Here is a 20,202-nt window from a genome sequence, read left to right as displayed (position 1 = left end):
ATCCGTAGCTCAGCTGGATAGAGTACTCGGCTACGAACCGAGCGGTCGGAGGTTCGAATCCTCCCGGATGCACCATCTCAGGAAATATGCCTCTTCCCCCGGCTGTGACAGGCCAGTGATTTCGCCAGGAAAACGAGGCGAAAATCAGGTTATCCTTTCAACTACATCTTTTTTAATCCAGGTTCCCCAGTCTGGCAGAGCGTATAGCCTTTTCCGGATGCCCGCTTTATCCCGGCAGCACCATCTCAACAGCTTCGTTCAACACACTTTACCCTCGCAAGACGCTTAACATTTCTGCCTCCATCAAAACGCAAAGCCACTGAAATTTCCGGCAATTAATCCCGGATTCGCGCGATCACCTTTTTCTGAAAAGAAAAATTGCTAATGCTTTCAAAGCATTTGCTGTTCATCCACCCTGGCGACAACTTCTGCACATTACGCTAAAGTAATGGCTCATTTGCTGGATGTCCGGAGAGACGATGTACGATCAATATGACGCACTGATTTTCGATATGGACGGCACAATTTTAGATACCGAGCCGACACATCGAAAAGCGTGGCATCAGGTACTGGGTCGACATGGACTGACGTTAGACGAATCACAGATGGTTGGTTTCAATGGCGCGCCCAGCTGGCGACTTGCGCAGTTCATTATTGAAACAAATCAGTCTTCTCACGACCCACATCAGCTTGCCGCAGAAAAGACCGAAGCGGTCAGGGCCATGCTGCTGGAAAACGTCAGGCCGCTTCCGCTAATGGACGTGGTGAAAGCGTATTACGGTCGGCGTCCTATGGCGGTCGGCACAGGCAGTGAATACAGCATGGCTGATGCGCTGCTCAATCAGCTCGGCGTGCGTGAGCTCTTTACCGCTGTGGTAGGCGCTGATGACGTTGAGCGTCATAAACCTGAACCCGATACGTTTTTACGCTGTGCAGCGCTGATGGGCGTCGATCCAACGCGCTGCGTGGTGTTTGAAGACGCCGATTTTGGCGTGCAGGCGGCGAAAGCGGCCGGTATGGATGTGGTTGATGTGCGTCTGTTGTGAGTGACCTTCTGGCGCTTGTTTCTCTGTCTGGCAGCAGTTTTCTCAGCGCTACCCTGTTACCCGGGAGTTCGGAAGCACTGCTGATTGCGTTACTGGTAGCCCAAAAGGCTTCCGTTTTTGGATTGATTGTCGCTGCATCAGTGGGCAATACGCTGGGCGGCTTAACCAATATTTTTCTTGGTCGCTTGCTGCCGTTAAAACGGCAGGGGCGATGGCATGACACAGCAATAACGTGGTTACACCGACTGGGACCTGCTGCGCTGTTGTTGAGCTGGCTACCGGTAATTGGCGACCTGCTCTGCGTGCTCGCGGGATGGTTGCGCTTTGCCTGGCTTCCAGCCCTGCTGTTTCTCGCCGTCGGAAAAACGCTGCGTTATATCTTTATCGCGATAGTCACCTTACAGGGCATGCAATGGTGGCATTGATTCGCACAGATTCGAGGCTAGGGTTAACATTATGCTGAACAAAAATAAATTACTGTCCCAGCGGGAGGTTAATGTGATCCCGGACGTATCCAAAGCGCTCTCCTGGCTGGAGGCGCATCCCAATGCCCTGAAAGGTATTGGTCGCGGCATTGAACGTGAAACGCTGCGCGTAAAGCCCGATGGTCATCTGGCTGAAAGTGGTCATCCTGATACGTTGGGATCGGCGCTTAAGCATGACTGGATTACCACTGATTTTGCCGAAACACTGCTCGAATTCATTACCCCAGTGGATCAAAATATCGACCACATGCTGTCATTCCTGCGTGATATCCATCGCCATGTTGCCAGAGAATTAGGCGACGAGCGCATGTGGCCATTTAGCATGCCCTGCCTGATCGATGATGCCGATAAAATTGAACTGGCGCAGTACGGCAGTTCTAACGTTGGCCGCATGAAGACGCTCTATCGCCAGGGGCTAAAAAATCGCTACGGCGCGCTGATGCAGACTATCTCAGGCATCCACTATAACTTTTCGCTGCCGCTGAGCTTCTGGCAAGAGTGGGCAGACGTAAAAGATGCGGAGAGCGGCAAAGAGACCATTTCTGCTGGCTATCTGCGCCTTATCCGTAACTACTACCGTTTTGGCTGGGTTATTCCCTATCTGTTCGGCGCCTCGCCAGCGATAAGCTCAAGCTTCCTGCAGGGGCGTGAGAGCAAGCTGCCGTTTGAAACCGATGGTAAAGATTCGCTGTGGTTGCCGTATGCCACCTCGCTGCGCCTGAGCGATCTGGGCTATACCAACAAGTCCCAGAGCGGCCTTGGCATTACGTTTAACTCGCTGGACGGATATGTTAAAGCGCTGAAAGCCGCAATCAAAACGCCGTCAGATGAGTACGCCGCTATGGGCACCAAAGACGCGAGTGGCAACTGGCTTCAGCTCAATACCAACGTGTTGCAAATCGAGAATGAGCTGTACGCGCCGATCCGTCCGAAGCGCGTAACTCGTTCCGGGGAAGCGCCGTCTGATGCGCTGCTGCGTGGCGGCATTGAGTATATTGAAGTGCGCTCGCTCGATATTAACCCCTTCTCTGCTATTGGTGTTGATGCAAACCAGGTACGCTTCCTCGACCTGTTCCTGATCTGGTGTACGCTGGCCGATGCGCCGGAAATGAGCGCAGATGAGCTGCTCTGTAGCCGCAAAAACTGGAACCGTGTAGTACTTGAAGGACGCAAGCCAAATCAGAAAATTTCGGTAGGCTGCAGTGAAACCGAGCATTCGCTGGTTGAGGTGGGCAAAGCGCTGTTTGCCGATCTGCATCGAGTGGCCGAAGTGCTCGACAGCAATCAGGGCAGTACGCAATATCAACAGGTGTGCGATCAACTGGTAGCGTCCTTTGACGATCCTGAGCTAACCTATTCGGCGCGTATTCTGCATGCGATTAAAGAGAATGGCGTGGCAGGTACCGGAATTGCGCTGGCGGAACAGTATCGACACATGCTCTGCGAGGAGTCACTGGAAGTCGTAAGCGAGGAAGACTTCACACGTCAGGCGCTGGAGTCCGTGGCGAAGCAGAAGCAGCTGGAAGAGAGCGATACGCTCGATTTTGAAGCTTATCTCGCCGGTCGCGAAGGTTAAAAAGAAAAAGGCCACATCAATGTGGCCAAATTAACATCTCTGTTGTCAGGGATGATGATAACAAATGCGCGTCTTTCATATATTCAGACGCTGGGCGAACAGAAAAGTTTCATCGTTTATAAAAAAATTTCAAAACAGGAGGTGACGTATGCCACTACTGGACAGTTTTACCGTTGACCATACCATCATGGCCGCGCCCGCAGTGCGTGTTGCAAAGACCATGAAAACTCCGCATGGCGATACTATCACCGTTTTTGACCTGCGTTTTTGCCGTCCAAACAAAGAGATCCTGACCGAGCGCGGTATCCATACGCTCGAGCATCTGTTTGCTGGCTTCATGCGTAACCACCTTAACGGTGATGGCGTCGAAATCGTTGATATTTCCCCGATGGGATGCCGCACTGGCTTCTATATGAGCCTGATTGGTACGCCTGACGAGCAGCGCGTCGCCAGCGCCTGGAAAGGGGCAATGGAAGACGTTCTGAAGGTGAAGGATCAAAACCAGATCCCTGAGCTGAATGAATATCAGTGTGGAAGCTACAAGCTGCACTCGCTGGACGAGGCGCAGCAGATCGCGCGTAATGTGCTTGCACATGAGATTGGCGTTAACCGCAATGAAGATCTGAAGCTGCCGCAAGAAAAGTTGCAGGAACTGCATATCTAGCTGTCGCTCTGACCACAAAAAAACGCCGCATTGCTGCGGCGTTTTTTTATCTGCTAACGTCAGGACCCTACGGAGGTTTTCAGCGGCGTCTGCGGCGTAATGCGAACCTGCTTCACCATATTATCCTGCACGTCCAGAATATCGACGGCATAGTTCGATACTTCTACGCGAGTATTGATTTCCGGAATCTCCTCCAGCGCTTCCAGCAGCATGCCGTTAATGGTGCGCGCCTCCTGCTCTGGCAGATGCCAGTTAAACGCCTTATTGATTTCCCGCACGTTAGCACTGCCTTCGACCAGCACTGAACCATCGTTCTGCGGCATCACTTCTTCCGCCAGCGTGGGCGACATTGAGGTGGTAAAGTCGCCGACAATCTCTTCAAGAATATCTTCGATGGTGACCAGTCCTTTAATATCACCATATTCATCGACAACCAGACCCACTTTTTTCTTGTTGCGCTGAAACTTTACCAGCTGAATATTCAGCGGCGTGCCTTCCGGCACGTAATAAATCTCATCAGCCGCGCGCAGCAGCGTCTCTTTGTTGAACTCTTTCTTTTCGGTCATGGTACGCCAGGCTTCACGCACGCGAAGCATACCGACGCAATCGTCGAGTGAGTCACGGAAAAGTACGATACGGCCATGCGGCGAATGGCTGAGCTGGCGCATCACCGACTTCCAGTCATCGTTGATATTGATACCCACAATCTCGTTGCGCGGCACCATAATGTCATCAACGCCCACTTTTTCCAGATCCAGTACCGACAGCAGCATGTCCTGATTACGACGCGACATCAGGCTGCGTGACTCATAAACAATGGTGCGCAGTTCCTCTTTGCTCAGCGCCGAGCTGGTCGTGCCCTCGGTTTTGATACCGACCATGCGCATCAGAATGCGCGTGATGGTGTTAAGCAGCCATACCAGTGGCGACATGATGATTTGTAGCGGGCCGAGCAGCAGGCTGCTGGGAAAAGCAACGCGTTCCGGATAGAGCGCCGCCACGGTTTTTGGCAGGACTTCCGCGAAGACCAGCACAACAAAAGTGAGAATACCGGTAGCCACGGCAACGCCTTCATCCCCGTGCAGACGCATCCCCACAATCGTAGCCAGCGCGGAAGCCAGAATATTGACCAGGTTATTACCAATCAGCACCAGGCTGAGCAGACGATCGGGCCGGCGCAGCAGCTTCTCCACCCGGCGTGCGGCCCGGCTGCCGTTTTTGGCCTGGTGACGCAGCTTATAGCGGTTAAGCGTCATCATGCCGGTTTCCGACCCGGCGAACCAGGCGGAAACCAGTACCATCACGAATAAAATAATGATCAGGGTGGTGGTTGAAACCTGTTCCAACGCAGAACTTCCTTTTGATTAAGACGAGTGAGTAAGCAGGTGCTGCAAGACACGGCTGCCAAAATAGGCCATGGTCAGCAGCAGGGCACCGCCACAGTTAAACCACACCACGCGACGACCGCGCCAGCCTTCATGATAGTGCCCCCAAAGCAAAACGATATAGACGAACCAGGCAAGAATAGAGAGGACCGCCTTATCGATGTTCTCGGCACTGAACAGGTTATGCATATAGAACAGGCCAGTGCAGAGCACCAGCGTGAGCAGCACTACGCCAACCTGGGTGATATGAAACATTTTGCGTTCAATGCTCAGCAGCGGCGGCATATCCTGGGTAAAGGCCAGCTTTTTATGTTTCAGCTGATAGTCGATCCAGGCCAGCTGGAGCGCATAGAGAGCCGCAATGATCAACGTCGCATAGGCAAACAGCGACAGGCCAATATGGATCATCATCCCCGGGGTGGTTTCGAGGTGGGTAATAAAGGCGTTAGGCACAAAGGTGGCGAACGCCAGATTGATCAGCGCAAAGCTATAGACGATTGGAAGCAGCAGCCAGCCGCGATTGCGCGAGGCAACAATGGTCATAATGGCGCAGATAAGCAGACTAACCAGCGAGCCGATATTCAGCAGGCTAAGGTTCTGTCCGCTGTCGACGGCAAAGATCCGCTGCTGCAACGCCGCGGCGTGCGCCACCAGCGCGACGCATGCGGAAATCACCGCCATCCGTCGCCATCCGCTGTTGCGTTTCAACAGGCTGGGAATGATCAGTGCAAGACTCAGGGAGTAGGCAAACAGCGCCAGAAGCGAGAAAACGGACATAGATCCTTACAGGTCAGTCAGATAAAGGAAAAGGGCAGTATAGCGCCAGCGGAAGCCGCCTCCAACCGATCTGAGGCGCAATTGCAGAGATCGTTTTCGCTTCGTGTTATAATCCGCCGCATTGTGCCTGTCAGGCGCCTCGCGATTTTTTTGAGTGAGAGACAATGTTTGATAATTTAACCGATCGTTTGTCGCAAACCCTGCGCAATATCAGCGGCCGCGGAAGGCTGACCGAAGACAACATCAAAGACACGCTGCGCGAAGTGCGCATGGCGCTGCTGGAAGCCGACGTTGCGCTGCCAGTGGTGCGCGAGTTTATCAACCGCGTCAAAGAGAGCGCGGTGGGCCATGATGTTAACAAAAGCCTGACGCCAGGTCAGGAGTTCATCAAAATCGTTCGCAATGAACTGGTTGCGGCGATGGGCGCAGAGAACAACGCGCTGAATCTCGCTGCCCAGCCACCGGCTGTGGTGCTGATGGCGGGCCTGCAGGGTGCAGGTAAAACCACCAGCGTCGGCAAACTGGGTAAGTTCCTGCGTGAGAAGCACAAAAAGAAAGTGCTGGTTGTCTCCGCTGACGTTTACCGCCCGGCGGCGATCAAACAGCTTGAAACTCTGGCACAGCAGGTTGGTGTCGACTTTTGTCCATCCGACCTGAGCCAGAAGCCGGTTGATATTGTTAAGCACGCGCTGAAAGAAGCAAAGCTTCAGTTCTATGATGTGCTGCTGGTGGATACCGCCGGTCGTCTGCACGTTGACGAAGCAATGATGGACGAGATCAAACAGGTACACGCCGCGATTAATCCGGTCGAAACGCTGTTTGTGGTCGATGCCATGACGGGTCAGGATGCGGCGAATACGGCAAAGGCCTTTAACGAAGCGCTGCCGCTCACGGGTGTTATCCTGACCAAGGTTGACGGTGATGCGCGCGGCGGTGCAGCGCTCTCCATTCGTCACATTACTGGTAAACCTATCAAATTTATGGGTGTCGGTGAAAAGACCGAAGCCCTTGAGCCGTTCTATCCCGACCGTATCGCATCTCGTATTCTCGGCATGGGCGACGTCCTCTCGCTGATTGAGGATATCGAGAGCAAGGTTGATCGCGATCAGGCTGAAAAGCTGGCGAAAAAGTTAAAAACCGGTGACGGCTTCGACCTCAACGACTTTCTTGAACAGCTTAAGCAGATGCGCAATATGGGCGGTATGGCGAGTCTGATGGGCAAACTGCCGGGCATGGGCCAACTGCCGGACAACGTAAAGTCGCAGATGGATGATAAAGTGCTGGTGCGTATGGAGGCGATTATTAACTCCATGACGCGTAAAGAGCGTGAGAAGCCTGAAATCATTAAAGGCTCACGTAAGCGGCGTATCGCCACCGGTGCTGGCATGCAGGTGCAGGACGTTAACCGCCTGCTCAAGCAGTTCGACGACATGCAGCGCATGATGAAGAAAATGAAGAAGGGCGGTATGGCGAAAATGATGCGCAGTATGAAAGGCATGATGCCGCCAGGATTCCCCGGACGCTAAGCGTCTGGCAAGAAAAGCTCGAAAGGTTGCGCTCACAGGTTGCTTTTTGCGCCGAAATGAGTAAAATTTTCGGGCTTTTTATACAGCAACCGGGCCCCGTTCCTCGATGGGGCCCGGTTGTTTTATTAACTGAAGAGGATGTTATGGTAACAATTCGTTTGGCACGTCACGGCGCGAAAAAGCGTCCGTTTTATCAGGTCGTCGTCACTGACAGCCGCAATGCACGTAACGGTCGTTTCATCGAGCGCGTAGGCTTCTTCAACCCGATCGCTTCTGGTCAGGCTGAAACTCTGCGTCTGGATCTGGACCGCATCGAGCACTGGGTTGGCCAGGGCGCAACGCTTTCTGATCGCGTTAACGCGCTGATCAAAGAAGCAAAAAAAGCAGCTTAATCTGTCACGGTGGTGAGCATGAGCAAAGAACCTGCCGCAAAGCCTCCTGTTAAGCCCCTCGTTTTGGGCAAGATGGGCGGTGCCTACGGCATTCGTGGCTGGCTCAAAGTGTTTTCCTCCACCGAAGCGGCCGAAAGTATCTTTGACTACCAACCCTGGTTTATCCAGCGCGCCGGTAAATGGCAGCTGGTCGAACTGGAAAGTTGGCGGCACCACAATCAGGACCTGATCATCAAAGTCAAAGGCATTGACGATCGGGACGCGGCGACACAGTTAACCAATTGCGAAATTACCGTTGACTCAGCGCAGCTGCCGGAACTGAACGATGGCGACTACTACTGGAAAGACCTTATGGGCCTCCAGGTCGTTAACGTTGATGGTTATGAGATGGGGAAAGTCATTGATTTGATGGAAACCGGCTCGAACGACGTTCTCGTCGTTAAGGCAAACCTGAAAGATGCATTCGGTGTGAAGGAACGGTTAATACCGTTTCTTGATGAACAGGTTATCAAGAAAGTCGATCTCGCTACTGGCGTCATTGAAGTAGACTGGGATCCTGGTTTTTGATCCTCGAATCACAAGGTAACGTAACGGCGAATACGATGTGGATTGGTGTTATTAGCCTGTTTCCAGAGATGTTTCGCGCTATTACCGATTACGGGGTAACTGGCCGGGCAGTAAAAAATGGCCTGCTCAGCATCGAGAGCTGGAGTCCTCGCGACTTTGCTCACGACCGGCACCGTACGGTGGACGATCGTCCATACGGCGGCGGGCCGGGAATGCTGATGATGGTGCAGCCCTTACGGGATGCAATCCACGCAGCGAAAGCGGCGGCGGGAGAGGGGGCCAGGGTGATCTATCTGTCACCTCAGGGGCGCAAACTCGACCAACAGGGCGTTTGCGAACTGGCGACGCAGCAGAAGTTAATTCTGGTTTGCGGTCGTTATGAAGGTATTGATGAGCGCGTCATTCAGACCGAAATTGATGAAGAATGGTCAATCGGCGATTATGTGCTCAGCGGCGGTGAGCTGCCAGCAATGACGATGATTGATTCAGTCGCCCGGTTAATTCCCGGTGTACTGGGCAAGCAGGCGTCGGCCGAAGAGGATTCGTTCTCTGATGGTTTGCTGGACTGCCCGCACTATACCCGACCTGAAGTGCTGGAAGGCAAGGATGTACCGGCAGTATTACTGTCCGGCAACCATGCAGAGATTCGCCGCTGGCGCCTGAAACAGTCGCTGGGCCGTACCTGGCTAAGAAGACCTGAACTTCTGGAAAACCTGGCTCTGACTGAAGAGCAAGCAAGGTTGTTGAAAGCGTTCCAGCTGGAACATCAGCAACAAAACGATGAGGCGGTTGAGTAATCTCCCGCGACTATCAGTTTACCCAGGATAAGAGATTTAATTATGAGCAACATTATCAAGCAACTTGAACAAGAGCAGATGAAACAGGACGTACCTTCCTTCCGCCCGGGTGATTCCGTGGAAGTGAAAGTATGGGTCGTTGAAGGTTCTAAGAAACGTCTGCAGGCATTCGAGGGCGTGGTTATCGCTATTCGTAACCGCGGTCTGCACTCTGCATTCACTGTTCGTAAGATTTCTAACGGCGAAGGCGTTGAGCGTGTCTTCCAGACTCACTCTCCGGTCATCGACAGCATTGCTGTCAAACGTCGTGGTGCTGTGCGTAAAGCCAAACTGTACTACCTGCGTGAGCGTACTGGTAAGTCAGCTCGTATCAAAGAGCGTCTTAACTAAGGTATCGCTAACGCGACATCTAAAAGTTAATAGCAAACAAGGGGTTGGCGTGATGCCAGCCCCTTTTTTTATGCCTGTGCTTCCGGACGATGCAGGTGATAAATGGCGGTATTCACCGGTCCGCTCTCAAGCACGATTAAGCCGTAGCGCATACCGATAAAGCGTGCGCCGCAGCGCTCCGCCACCGCACGGCTGGCACGGTTCTCTTCCGCCGCAAGAATTTCAATGATCTTTATTTCTGGCCGCGTAAATCCCATCTCAAGCAGCAGCGCAACGGCGCGGCTGGCGACCCCTTGTCGCTGCATATCGCTGCGCACCCAGTATCCCAGCGCAGCGAACTGGCCCGCTTCACGGGCAAAGCGGATCCCGGCACCGCCCAGCAAACGATCCCGCTCGTCAACGATGGCGAACTCTTCCGCCTCGCCATTCGCTCTCTGCTGCTGCGTAAAAGCGATCCAGCCCGCCGCTTCTTCAGGCTGATAGTCTGGATGCGCCCACACCATCCAGGGCTGCAGCGTATCCAGCGAGGCATTAACGGCAGCGGTAAATCCAGGAATATCAGCGGAAGTGAAGGGGCGCAAGCGAACCGGAAGAGCCATAAGATACCTGATAAAAAAGAGAGGATGAACAAAGCGTAACAGGCGATTGCCAAAAGTGCGGTGTAAATTTTATTTTACATTGCTCTTGCAGTGGTTTTTGCGATTTATATAAATATGTAATTGAAATTTATATTAATTATAATTAAATGCGTTCGCTATTTATTTCCATGGTAATAAAAGTGTACATCTATGGATTGCTTGTTTTACGTTCTGTGTTAAAGTGCCTTTCATCCTGTCAGAGGATCATTAACCGCTTAACGAGGAAAAAAGGATCGTAGCCATGCAAAAAGACGCGCTGAATAATGTTCACATTGCCGATGAACAGATTTTGATCACCCCAGAAGAACTCAAGGCAAAGTTTCCGCTGAACGCCCAGCAGGAAGCGCAGATTGCTGCGTCACGCCAGACTATTTCCGATATCATCGCCGGCCGCGATCCGCGTCTGCTGGTGGTATGTGGTCCCTGTTCAATCCATGACACTGAAGCTGCGCTCGATTATGCTCGTCGCCTGAAAGATCTCTCTGACCAGCTGAAGGATCAGCTGTATATCGTTATGCGCGTCTATTTTGAAAAACCCCGCACCACCGTTGGCTGGAAAGGGTTGATCAACGATCCCTTTATGGATAACTCGTTTGATATGGAAGCGGGCCTGCATATTGCGCGTCAGTTGCTGGTGAATCTGGTTGAAATGGGCCTGCCGCTGGCGACTGAAGCGCTCGATCCCAACAGCCCACAATACCTCGGCGATCTCTTCAGCTGGTCGGCAATCGGCGCGCGCACCACTGAATCACAAACTCACCGTGAGATGGCGTCTGGCCTTTCAATGCCGGTTGGTTTCAAAAATGGCACCGACGGTAGCCTGGGTACTGCCATCAACGCCATGCGCGCTGCAGCGATGCCTCATCGTTTTGTCGGTATCAATCAGGCAGGCCAGGTATGTCTGCTGCAAACGCAGGGCAATCCGGACGGTCATGTCATTTTACGCGGCGGCAAAGCCCCTAACTACGGTCCGGAAGACGTTGCGCAATGTGAAAAAGAGATGCTCAAAGCGGGACTGCGCCCGGCCTTGATGATAGATTGCAGCCATGGCAATTCTAACAAAGACTACCGCCGCCAGCCCGGCGTCGCCGAATCGGCGATTGCCCAGATTAAAGATGGTAACCGCTCGATTATTGGCCTGATGCTGGAGAGCCACATCAATGAAGGCAATCAATCTTCCGAGCAGCCGCGCAGCGACATGAAGTATGGTGTTTCCGTTACCGATGCCTGCATCAACTGGGAAAGCACCGAAACGCTGCTGCGCGATATGCATCAGGATCTGCAAGAGGTACTGTCGGCGCGTCTGTCACACGAGGTGTAATGAGCAATGGTGGCTGAACTGACCGCGTTACGCGATCAAATTGATACTGTCGATAAAGCGCTGCTGGATTTACTGGCTAAGCGGCTGGAACTGGTGGCAGAGGTAGGTGAAGTAAAAAGCCGCTATGGCCTGCCTATCTATGTTCCAGAGCGTGAAGCGTCAATGCTGGCCTCACGCCGCAAAGAGGCCGAAGCGCTCGGCGTACCGCCCGATCTGATTGAAGACGTGCTGCGCCGCGTAATGCGTGAGTCTTACACCAGCGAAAATGACAAGGGCTTTAAAACGCTTAACCCAGCGCTGCGCCCGGTGGTCATCGTTGGGGGGAAAGGGCAGATGGGCAGCTTGTTCGCGCGTATGCTGACATTATCTGGCTACAGCGTGAAATCGCTGGATAAAGATGACTGGGATGCCGCAGCGTCGCTGTTAAGCGATGCCGGTATGGTCATTATCAGCGTGCCGATCCATCTTACAGAGCAGGTTATCGCTCAGCTCCCGCCGCTGCCGGAAGATTGTATTCTGGTTGACCTGGCTTCAGTCAAAAACCGCCCGCTGCAGGCGATGCTTGCGGCGCACGCTGGCCCGGTACTTGGCCTGCATCCGATGTTCGGCCCTGACAGCGGCAGCCTGGCAAAACAGGTGGTGGTGTGGTGTGACGGACGCCAGCCTGAGGCCTATCAGTGGTTTCTGGAGCAGATTCAGGTGTGGGGCGCGCGGCTGCATCGCATCAGTGCGGTTGAGCACGATCAAAATATGGCCTTTATTCAGGCGCTGCGTCACTTTGCCACTTTTGCCTATGGACTGCATCTGGCAGAAGAGAACGTCAATCTTGATCAGTTGCTTGCACTCTCGTCACCGATTTATCGTCTGGAGCTGGCGATGGTAGGGCGTCTGTTTGCGCAGGATCCCCAGCTCTATGCCGATATCATCATGTCTTCGGAAAGCAATATTGCGCTTATCAAACGTTACTATCAGCGTTTCGGTGAGGCGATTAATCTGCTGGAGCAGGGGGATAAGCAGGCTTTCATCGACAGTTTCAATCGCGTAGAACACTGGTTTGGCGATCACGCTAAACGTTTTATGGTTGAAAGCCGCAGCCTGCTGCGCTCTGCTAGCGACAGCCGTCCATAAAACAGAACGGCATCCCGCAGGATGCCGTTTCTTTTATTCGCCGCGTGGCTCCACTGCCACAACATTCTCGCTCGGGTAACAGCCCAGCACCTTCAGCATACGGGTCAGCGCCTGCAACTCCTGTAGCGCCTGCTGCATGTTTTCTGATTCCAGATTGCCCTGTACATCAATGTAGAACATCTCTTCCCACGGATTGCCGTTGATGGGACGCGATTCCAGCTTACTCATGATCAGGTTATGCTGACGTAGCACCAGCAAAGCCTCTACCAGCGCGCCCGCCTGTTGACCGGTGGCCAACAGCAGTGTTGTTTTCGCCGGAACCTGATCGGAAACGGCAATCGCTTTGCGCGCCAGCACAATAAAGCGCGTATGGTTTTGCTGCTGATTTGCCAGATTGCGATCCAGTACCTGTAGCTGATAAAGCGCCCCGCCGGCTTCGCTGCCCAGGGCGGCGGCTTTAGGGGAGTTCAGCGCTGCAACCTTTTCCATTGCCGCAGCGGTGCTCTCGGTATATTCAATCTTCCAGTGAGGGAAGCGACTAATAAACTGGCTGCACTGCTGGAAGGGCTGAGGATGACTATAAACGGTTTCGATCTGTCGCAGATCGGTGCCGCCAGTAACCAGTACGCAGTGATCGATAGGCTGCGTCAGTTCGCCAACAATGGAAAGATTTGTCTGCTGTAACAGATCGTACACGTCGTTGATAGCACCGGAGCTGGTATTCTCTATAGGCAGAACCGCATAGTCAGCCTGACCATTCTCAACCTGACGAATGATGTCCTGAAATTTCAGGCAGCCAATTTCGACCATATTATCGAAGTGGCGCGCGGCATAGTGGCGTGCGGCAAGGTGTGAATAGGAACCTTTTGGACCAAGAAAGGCAATACGCGCTGCCAGTGCATGTGCATGATTAAGGTTTTTCTGTAGCAGAGCCTGCTGTGTCAGAACAGAATCCTCGATAATCTGCTGAAACAGCCGCGTAATATAGTGCGCGTCCAGCTGGTGTTTCTGTCCGAGCACGATCAAATGCTCAAGCAGCGCACGCTCGCGTTCAGTGTCGCGAATAGGCCGATGGGTGGCCAGTTTAGCTTCAGCCACTTTTACGGCCAGCGCACGACGCTCCGCCAGCAGCGTCAGCAGTTTTTCATCAACCGCGCTGATTTTATCGCGCAGCGCCAGCAAGGGATTATCGGGATTCATAAGGCTCACCTGTAAGCTGTCCAATAAAAAAGCCTCCCGGTTGGGAGGCTTTGTTGTTCGTCTTCGCTTTCGTTTTCACACGACGAATTGCCTCCCAGTCAGGGGAAGGTAAAAAAGAAAGCGAAGAAAAACGGTAGATGTTTCATTGTGGTGTCCATTCAAAAAGTGATTCGAGAGTACCCGCACTGATTTAAGACTGTCAATAAAAAACGCGCCCGCAGGCGCGTTAGTCAAAACTGAGAGTCAGGTGGCAGGCGTGAAGGCTTTCACGCTGGTCGCGGCCCGACGGGCTTCCGGCTTGTGCTGAACTTTGTTCAGCTGACGCTCAAGCTTGCCAATGAGGTCATTAATTGCGGTATACATATCCTCGTGCTTAGCGCTGGCAACAAGCGTGCCATTTGGCGTGTTAATGGTGGCGTCTGCCACAAATTCTTTTGGCGCTTTAGACAGGACAATGTGCGGATTTATCAGATGAGCTTGCCATTTTTCCAGCTTGGCGAGACGGTCTTCGACATGGTCGCGGATGGCCGCGGTGATTTCCATTTGCTTACTGGTAATGTTCAGAATCATAGGTCTACCTCTCTGTCATTTCCGTCTGGGTAGGTCCAGAATAACGTGCTGAGCGGTAAAATGTGTGATTTTGATCACAAAAAAATGTCACTTTTTGTCAATGGCACTTATTTGCGAGAAAGGCCGGGATGTAAGCGGAAAGAGGTTGAACCCGATATCGCTGTGGCGCATTATAGTCAGGTTAGCCCAGTGGTGAAATCAAACTTTTGTTGGTTTTTCATCCATAAAAAAGCAGCCTTTTACGGCTGCTTTTTCATTTCCGGTGCAGAGGACAGCAGAGATTAGCTGGCGCTGTTTGCGGCAATAATCTTCGCCACTTTATCTGCTTCTGCATTCAGCTGGAGGTTGCGATAGGCGTTTTCCATCAGCGGCAGCGCGTCTCGGGTTGCCTGCGTGTCTGGATAGTCGCGCATCATGCCTTCAACACGGTTAACAACCGCGACATAAGCTTCACGCTTGGTATAGAATTGCGCCACCGAGAGTTCATATTTCGCCAGGCGATCTTTCAGATAGACCAGACGTTTTTGTGCATCGGCTGCGTACTGGCTGTTGGGATAGTTGCGTAACAGCTGAGAGAAGTCGCGAAATGCGTCACGGGCATGGGTGGGATCGCGATCGGAGCGGTCAACGCCAAAAAAGCCCTGCAGCGCAGAATCGTCCAGCGCCATATCCGTCAGGCCACGCATATAGATGACGTAGTCGATATTCGGGTGAGTCGGGTTAAGACGCATAAAGCGATCGATAGCGGCCTGGGCTAAAGGCAAGTCAGCGTTTTTGTAGTAGGCATAGATCAAATCCAGCTGTACCTGCTGAGAATAGGGACCAAAAGGATAACGGTTGTCCAGCGCTTCCAGTTGCTTAATCGCCGCTTTAAAGTTACCGTCCTGCAGCTTTTCCTGAGCGGTAGCGTAGATTTCGGAAGGCGGGCTGTCCGGTACTGTGTCCTTTGAGCTGGAACAACCCACAAGGGCCAGACTCAGTGTGGCAGCAGCCACCAGATATTTCATACGCGTCATGACGAAATGGTTATCCTCAAATTTGTTATGGCGGAAGCTGTCCGTATAGCTCCCGGTAATGACCAGGTACGATAGCACATTATATTAAACGGCATCGCCGTGAAAACCCAACGTTAACGAAGAAGCTGTATATGGCACAACAAGTTCAACTCACCGCAACGGTCTCCGAAGCGCAGCTGGGACAACGCTTAGATCAAACTTTGGCGGAATTGTTCCCTGATTATTCACGCTCGCGCATAAAAGAGTGGATCCTTGATCGGCGCGTCAGCGTTAACGGCGCAATCGTCGATAAACCGAAAGAGAAAGTCCTGGGCGGCGAACGTGTCGCTATTGATGCAGAAATAGAAGAAGAGCAGCGCTGGGAAGCGCAAAACATCCCGCTGAATATCGTTTACGAAGATGACGATATTCTGGTGATCAATAAACCGCGCGATCTGGTTGTGCACCCCGGCGCAGGTAATCCCGATGGGACTGTGCTGAATGCGCTGCTTTATCACTATCCTGCGATTGCCGATGTGCCGCGCGCAGGTATTGTGCATCGCCTGGATAAAGATACGACTGGCCTGATGGTGGTGGCGAAAACCGTTCCGGCTCAGACCCATCTGGTCGAGACGCTGCAGCTGCGTGAAATTACGCGTGAGTATGAGGCGGTGGCGATCGGCACCATGACGGCGGGCGGTACGGTGGAAGAGCCTATCAGCCGCCACTCCACCAAACGTACCCATATGGCCGTGCATCCGATGGGGAAACCTGCGGTAACACACTACCGTATTATGGAGCACTTCCGCGCCCATACGCGTCTGCGTCTGCGCCTTGAAACCGGCCGAACGCATCAGATTCGCGTGCATATGTCTCATATTAACCATCCGCTGGTAGGCGATCCGCTCTACGGTGGCCGTCCACGCCCGCCGAAAGGGGCGTCGGAAGGGTTTATTGCCACGCTACGCGCTTTCGATCGTCAGGCACTGCATGCAACGATGCTGCGTCTTTACCATCCGATTACCGGAATCGAAATGGAGTGGCATGCACCGCTGCCGCAGGACATGGTTGATCTGATCGACGCACTGAAAGCGGATACGGATGAGTTCCGCGATCGGCTGGACTGGCTATGAATCTGATTTTGCCGGAGTGGCCCGCGCCTGTTAACGTTCGCGCGTGCTCTACGCTACGCTGCGGCGGGATCAGCGTGCCCCCCTGGGATGCGCTTAATCTTGGCGGGCATGTGGGAGACAATCCGGCGCACGTCGCCACTAACCGACAACGGCTGGTGGTCGAAGCCGGTTTGCCTCAGATGCCACGCTGGCTGGATCAGGTTCACGGTACCGATGTGGTCCGTCTGCCAGCGGCACAGGCAGGAATATTGCAGGCTGATGCCGCTATTACCTCTGATCCGGGCATCGTCTGTGCTGTGATGACAGCAGATTGCCTGCCGGTGCTGTTTTGCAGCGCGGATGGAAAAGAAGTGGCTGCGGCGCATGCGGGCTGGCGCGGGTTATGTGCTGGCGTGCTGGAAAATACGCTGGCGCAGTTTTCAGCACCTGTGAGCCAGATACACGCCTGGCTGGGTCCGGCTATTGGTCCCGACGCATTTGAAGTCGGCAGCGAAGTCCGCTCGGCTTTTATGGCAACAGATACCCGTGCGCAGCAGGCGTTTCGTCCAGCAGGGGGGAAGTATTTCGCCGATATCTGGCTGCTGGCGCAGCAGCGCTTACAGGCGGCAGGCGTTAACTCTGTCAGCGTAAGCCGACGCTGCACCTTTCATGAAAGTGGCGAATTTTTCTCCTTCCGACGCGACGGCACCACCGGGCGTATGGCTTCTTTAATTTGGCTGGGATAACCTTACGCCACAAGACGATCCAGTAGCGGATTTTTTGCTCAGGGTACAGGTCATTAACCTTGAAAATTTGAGGGATGACCTCATTTTAATCTCCAGTAGCATTTTGACCTGTAATGGGAGGAATCATGCGTCTGGATCGTCTTACCAACAAATTCCAACTGGCCCTTGCCGACGCGCAGTCCCTTGCTCTGGGACACGACAACCAATTTATTGAACCTCTGCATCTGATGAGCGCATTGCTCAATCAGGAAGGCGGATCTGTTCGTCCTTTATTAACTGCGGCAGGCGTTGATGTTGCTGCTTTACGCAATGGCGTCGAACAAGCGATTAATCGCCTGCCTCAGGTTGAGGGTAGCGAAGGCGATGTTCAGCCTTCTGCCGATTTGGTACGCGTACTGAATCTGTGCGACAAGCTGGCGCAGAAGCGCGGCGACAATTTCATTTCATCTGAGCTTTTTGTTCTGGCGGCCCTGGACTCACGTGGCTCTTTAGCCGATCTGCTTAAAGCGGCCGGTGCAACCACGGATAAGCTGACCAAAGCGATTGAACAGCTGCGCGGAGGAGACAACGTGAACGATCAAGGGGCTGAAGATCAGCGCCAGGCGTTAAAGAAATACACCATTGACCTGACGGAGCGTGCAGAGCAGGGCAAACTTGATCCGGTCATAGGCCGTGATGAAGAAATTCGCCGTACCATCCAGGTATTGCAACGCCGGACTAAAAATAACCCGGTACTTATTGGTGAACCTGGCGTCGGTAAAACGGCGATTGTCGAAGGCCTGGCGCAGCGCATTATTAATGGCGAAGTGCCGGAAGGGCTTAAAGGGCGTCGCGTGCTGGCGCTGGATATGGGTGCGCTGGTGGCCGGCGCAAAATACCGCGGTGAATTTGAAGAGCGCTTAAAAGGTGTGCTCAACGATCTGGCTAAACAGGAGGGTAATGTCATCCTGTTTATCGATGAGTTGCATACCATGGTGGGTGCCGGTAAAGCTGACGGTGCAATGGATGCTGGTAATATGCTGAAACCGGCGCTGGCGCGCGGCGAATTGCACTGCGTAGGGGCTACCACTCTTGATGAATATCGTCAGTACATTGAGAAGGATGCAGCGCTGGAGCGCCGCTTCCAGAAAGTTTATGTAGCCGAGCCGGGCGTTGAAGATACCATCGCTATTCTGCGAGGCCTGAAAGAACGCTATGAGCTGCATCATCATGTACAGATCACGGATCCGGCGATTGTGGCTGCGGCGACCCTGTCGCACCGCTACATTGCCGATCGCCAGTTGCCGGACAAAGCCATTGACCTGATTGATGAGGCGGCCTCCAGTATTCGTCTGCAGATCGACTCTAAGCCGGAATCGCTGGATCGCCTTGAGCGCCGCATTATCCAGCTGAAGCTGGAGCAGCAGGCGCTGAAAAAAGAATCTGATGACGCCAGCCTCAAGCGTCTGGAGATGCTGGAAACCGAGCTCAACCAGAAAGAGCGTGAATATGCTGAGCTGGAAGAGGAGTGGAAAGCAGAGAAAGCGTCGCTCTCTGGCACGCAGAATATAAAAGCGGAACTGGAACAGGCGCGACTGTCGCTGGAGCAGGCGCGACGCGTTGGCGATCTGGCCCAGATGTCGGAGCTGCAATATGGCAAAATTCCGGCGCTGGAAAAACAGCTGGCGGCAGCGACCCAGTCCGAAGGCAAGACGATGAAGCTGCTGCGCAACCGCGTGACCGACGTTGAGATTGCTGACGTGCTGGCTCGCTGGACCGGTATCCCGGTGGCGCGCATGATGGAAGGCGAACGCGACAAGCTGCTGCGCATGGAGCAGGATCTGCACGCCCGCGTGATTGGTCAGAACGAAGCGGTTGAAGCCGTATCGAACGCGATTCGCCGTAGTCGGGCAGGGCTTTCGGATCCGAACCGTCCGATCGGTTCATTCCTGTTCCTCGGTCCAACCGGCGTGGGTAAAACTGAACTCTGCAAGGCGCTGGCTAATTTCCTGTTCGACAGCGACGACGCGATGGTGCGTATCGACATGTCCGAGTTTATGGAAAAACATGCCGTGTCGCGTCTGGTTGGTGCACCTCCGGGCTACGTGGGTTATGAAGAGGGGGGGTATCTGACAGAAGCCGTTCGTCGTCGTCCTTACTCCGTCATTCTGCTGGATGAGGTGGAGAAAGCTCATCCGGATGTCTTTAATATCCTGTTGCAGGTGCTGGACGATGGTCGTCTGACTGACGGGCAGGGGCGCACTGTCGATTTCCGTAATACAGTGGTGATTATGACATCAAATCTGGGATCCGATCTGATTCAGGAACGCTTTGGTGAACTGAACTACGCCGAAATGAAAGATGTCGTAATGAACGTCGTTGGTCATCACTTCCGTCCGGAGTTTGTGAACCGTATTGATGAGGTTGTGGTATTCCATCCGCTAGGTGAACAGCATATTGCGTCCATTGCGCAGATTCAGCTGCAGCGCCTCTATAAACGTCTGGACGATCGCGGTTATCAGCTGCACATCTCTGACGAAGCGCTGAAGCTACTGGGCGAGAATGGCTACGATCCCGTCTATGGTGCACGTCCGTTAAAACGCGCCATACAGCAGCAGATTGAAAACCCGTTGGCTCAGCAAATACTTTCTGGTGAGCTGGTGCCGGGTAAAACCATCGAAATGGATGTTAAAGAGGGCGAGATTGTCGCTCATCAGTAATCAAAAAGCGTAAAACGGGCCTTCGGGCCCGTTTTTTTATGCAGAAACAGGATTTTTTGTCTGTTTTTGCAGCGTATCGCCTGGGAAGTGAGCGGTTGATAAAAAAGTTTGAATTAGCACTTGTCACCGCAAAAGAACGCCCTATAATGCGCCTCCACTGACACGGCACAACGGCTTACGGAATGCGG

Annotated in this window: 21 protein-coding genes and 1 other annotated feature; of the genes, 14 read left to right on the top strand and 7 right to left on the bottom strand. The window is 53.3% G+C overall.

From position 1 onward, the window contains the following. The first annotated feature begins 479 nt into the window (after positions 1-479). From yqaB to luxS, 4 genes are all read left to right on the top strand, one after another. A complete protein-coding gene (yqaB, locus tag HP564_RS20100; protein ID WP_371245572.1) occupies positions 480-1,046 on the top strand; it encodes a fructose-1-phosphate/6-phosphogluconate phosphatase in 567 nt (188 codons plus the stop codon). Beyond that, positions 1,043-1,471, top strand: a complete 429-nt coding sequence (locus tag HP564_RS20095; protein ID WP_371245571.1) for a YqaA family protein — start codon at positions 1,043-1,045, stop codon at positions 1,469-1,471. The genes yqaB and HP564_RS20095 overlap by 4 nt, the downstream gene beginning before the upstream one ends. A 31-nt stretch (positions 1,472-1,502) precedes the next feature. After that, positions 1,503-3,107, top strand: coding sequence for a glutamate--cysteine ligase (gene gshA / locus HP564_RS20090; RefSeq protein WP_371245570.1), 1,605 nt, complete (start codon positions 1,503-1,505; stop codon positions 3,105-3,107). A gap of 148 nt (positions 3,108-3,255) precedes the next feature. Next, positions 3,256-3,771 (top strand): S-ribosylhomocysteine lyase, encoded by a 516-nt coding sequence (gene luxS / locus HP564_RS20085; protein WP_371245569.1) that lies wholly within the window; start codon positions 3,256-3,258, stop codon positions 3,769-3,771. A 59-nt stretch (positions 3,772-3,830) separates the two neighbouring features. Here the strand turns inward: luxS and HP564_RS20080 are convergent, their stop codons facing one another. Both HP564_RS20080 and HP564_RS20075 read right to left on the bottom strand, forming a co-directional pair. Continuing rightward, a complete protein-coding gene (locus HP564_RS20080) occupies positions 3,831-5,117 on the bottom strand; it encodes an HlyC/CorC family transporter (RefSeq protein WP_371245568.1) in 1,287 nt (428 codons plus the stop codon). A gap of 18 nt (positions 5,118-5,135) precedes the next feature. Then, positions 5,136-5,933 (bottom strand): inner membrane protein YpjD, encoded by a 798-nt coding sequence (locus HP564_RS20075; RefSeq protein WP_371245567.1) that lies wholly within the window; start codon positions 5,931-5,933, stop codon positions 5,136-5,138. A gap of 164 nt (positions 5,934-6,097) precedes the next feature. On the opposite strand from HP564_RS20075, the gene ffh reads away from it, so the two are divergent. The 5 genes from ffh (at position 6,098) to rplS (ending at position 9,605) form a co-directional block, all read left to right on the top strand. Continuing rightward, positions 6,098-7,459 (top strand): signal recognition particle protein, encoded by a 1,362-nt coding sequence (ffh, locus tag HP564_RS20070; RefSeq protein ID WP_371245566.1) that lies wholly within the window; start codon positions 6,098-6,100, stop codon positions 7,457-7,459. Positions 7,460-7,602: 143 nt separating this feature from the next. After that, positions 7,603-7,851 (top strand): 30S ribosomal protein S16, encoded by a 249-nt coding sequence (gene rpsP / locus HP564_RS20065; RefSeq protein WP_038624540.1) that lies wholly within the window; start codon positions 7,603-7,605, stop codon positions 7,849-7,851. 18 nt (positions 7,852-7,869) lie between these two features. After that, positions 7,870-8,418, top strand: a complete 549-nt coding sequence (gene rimM / locus HP564_RS20060) for a ribosome maturation factor RimM (RefSeq protein WP_371245565.1) — start codon at positions 7,870-7,872, stop codon at positions 8,416-8,418. A gap of 35 nt (positions 8,419-8,453) precedes the next feature. After that, positions 8,454-9,215 carry a tRNA (guanosine(37)-N1)-methyltransferase TrmD gene (trmD, locus tag HP564_RS20055; protein WP_371245564.1) on the top strand — a complete coding sequence of 254 codons (762 nt, stop codon included), beginning with the start codon at positions 8,454-8,456 and terminating at the stop codon, positions 9,213-9,215. Positions 9,216-9,257: 42 nt separating this feature from the next. Then, a complete protein-coding gene (gene rplS / locus HP564_RS20050) occupies positions 9,258-9,605 on the top strand; it encodes a 50S ribosomal protein L19 (RefSeq protein WP_111141453.1) in 348 nt (115 codons plus the stop codon). 68 nt (positions 9,606-9,673) lie between these two features. Here the strand turns inward: rplS and HP564_RS20045 are convergent, their stop codons facing one another. Further along, complete coding sequence (locus HP564_RS20045) at positions 9,674-10,204, bottom strand: GNAT family N-acetyltransferase (protein ID WP_371245563.1); 531 nt, start codon at positions 10,202-10,204, stop codon at positions 9,674-9,676. Between the two features lie 280 nt (positions 10,205-10,484). On the opposite strand from HP564_RS20045, the gene HP564_RS20040 reads away from it, so the two are divergent. After that, a complete protein-coding gene (locus HP564_RS20040) occupies positions 10,485-11,564 on the top strand; it encodes a 3-deoxy-7-phosphoheptulonate synthase (RefSeq protein WP_371245562.1) in 1,080 nt (359 codons plus the stop codon). A gap of 6 nt (positions 11,565-11,570) precedes the next feature. Further along, positions 11,571-12,692 (top strand): bifunctional chorismate mutase/prephenate dehydrogenase, encoded by a 1,122-nt coding sequence (gene tyrA, locus HP564_RS20035; RefSeq protein ID WP_371245561.1) that lies wholly within the window; start codon positions 11,571-11,573, stop codon positions 12,690-12,692. 33 nt (positions 12,693-12,725) lie between these two features. Here the strand turns inward: tyrA and pheA are convergent, their stop codons facing one another. The 4 genes from pheA to bamD all read right to left on the bottom strand — a co-directional run bounded on the left by pheA (position 12,726) and on the right by bamD (position 15,478). Next, positions 12,726-13,892: a bifunctional chorismate mutase/prephenate dehydratase gene (pheA, locus tag HP564_RS20030; protein ID WP_371245560.1), complete on the bottom strand. Its 1,167-nt coding sequence runs from the start codon at positions 13,890-13,892 to the stop codon at positions 12,726-12,728. A 22-nt stretch (positions 13,893-13,914) separates the two neighbouring features. Next, positions 13,915-14,039: a sequence feature (Phe leader region), on the bottom strand. Next, positions 13,991-14,038 carry a pheA operon leader peptide PheL gene (gene pheL / locus HP564_RS20025; RefSeq protein ID WP_100703679.1) on the bottom strand — a complete coding sequence of 16 codons (48 nt, stop codon included), beginning with the start codon at positions 14,036-14,038 and terminating at the stop codon, positions 13,991-13,993. Its footprint overlaps the feature before it by 48 nt. A 96-nt stretch (positions 14,040-14,135) precedes the next feature. Then, positions 14,136-14,462: a ribosome-associated translation inhibitor RaiA gene (gene raiA, locus HP564_RS20020; protein WP_123801723.1), complete on the bottom strand. Its 327-nt coding sequence runs from the start codon at positions 14,460-14,462 to the stop codon at positions 14,136-14,138. Between the two features lie 281 nt (positions 14,463-14,743). Further along, entirely contained in the window at positions 14,744-15,478 is a 735-nt protein-coding gene (bamD, locus tag HP564_RS20015) for an outer membrane protein assembly factor BamD (protein ID WP_371245559.1), read from the bottom strand. Positions 15,479-15,609: 131 nt separating this feature from the next. Between bamD and rluD the strand changes: the two genes are divergently transcribed. The 3 genes from rluD (at position 15,610) to clpB (ending at position 20,014) form a co-directional block, all read left to right on the top strand. Further along, positions 15,610-16,590 carry a 23S rRNA pseudouridine(1911/1915/1917) synthase RluD gene (gene rluD, locus HP564_RS20010; protein ID WP_371245558.1) on the top strand — a complete coding sequence of 327 codons (981 nt, stop codon included), beginning with the start codon at positions 15,610-15,612 and terminating at the stop codon, positions 16,588-16,590. After that, entirely contained in the window at positions 16,587-17,315 is a 729-nt protein-coding gene (gene yfiH, locus HP564_RS20005; RefSeq protein ID WP_371245557.1) for a purine nucleoside phosphorylase YfiH, read from the top strand. Before rluD ends, yfiH begins: the two co-directional genes overlap by 4 nt. A 113-nt stretch (positions 17,316-17,428) precedes the next feature. Next, on the top strand, positions 17,429-20,014 hold the full coding sequence (gene clpB / locus HP564_RS20000) for an ATP-dependent chaperone ClpB (RefSeq protein ID WP_371245556.1): 2,586 nt from the start codon (positions 17,429-17,431) through the stop codon (positions 20,012-20,014). Positions 20,015-20,202: the final 188 nt, after the last annotated feature.

The organism is Pantoea sp. KPR_PJ, from assembly GCF_041386365.1.
Taxonomy (GTDB): domain Bacteria; phylum Pseudomonadota; class Gammaproteobacteria; order Enterobacterales; family Enterobacteriaceae; genus Pantoea.
The sequence above is the reverse complement of the archived record's forward strand: the minus strand, read 5'-3'. Positions and strand labels throughout refer to the sequence as shown.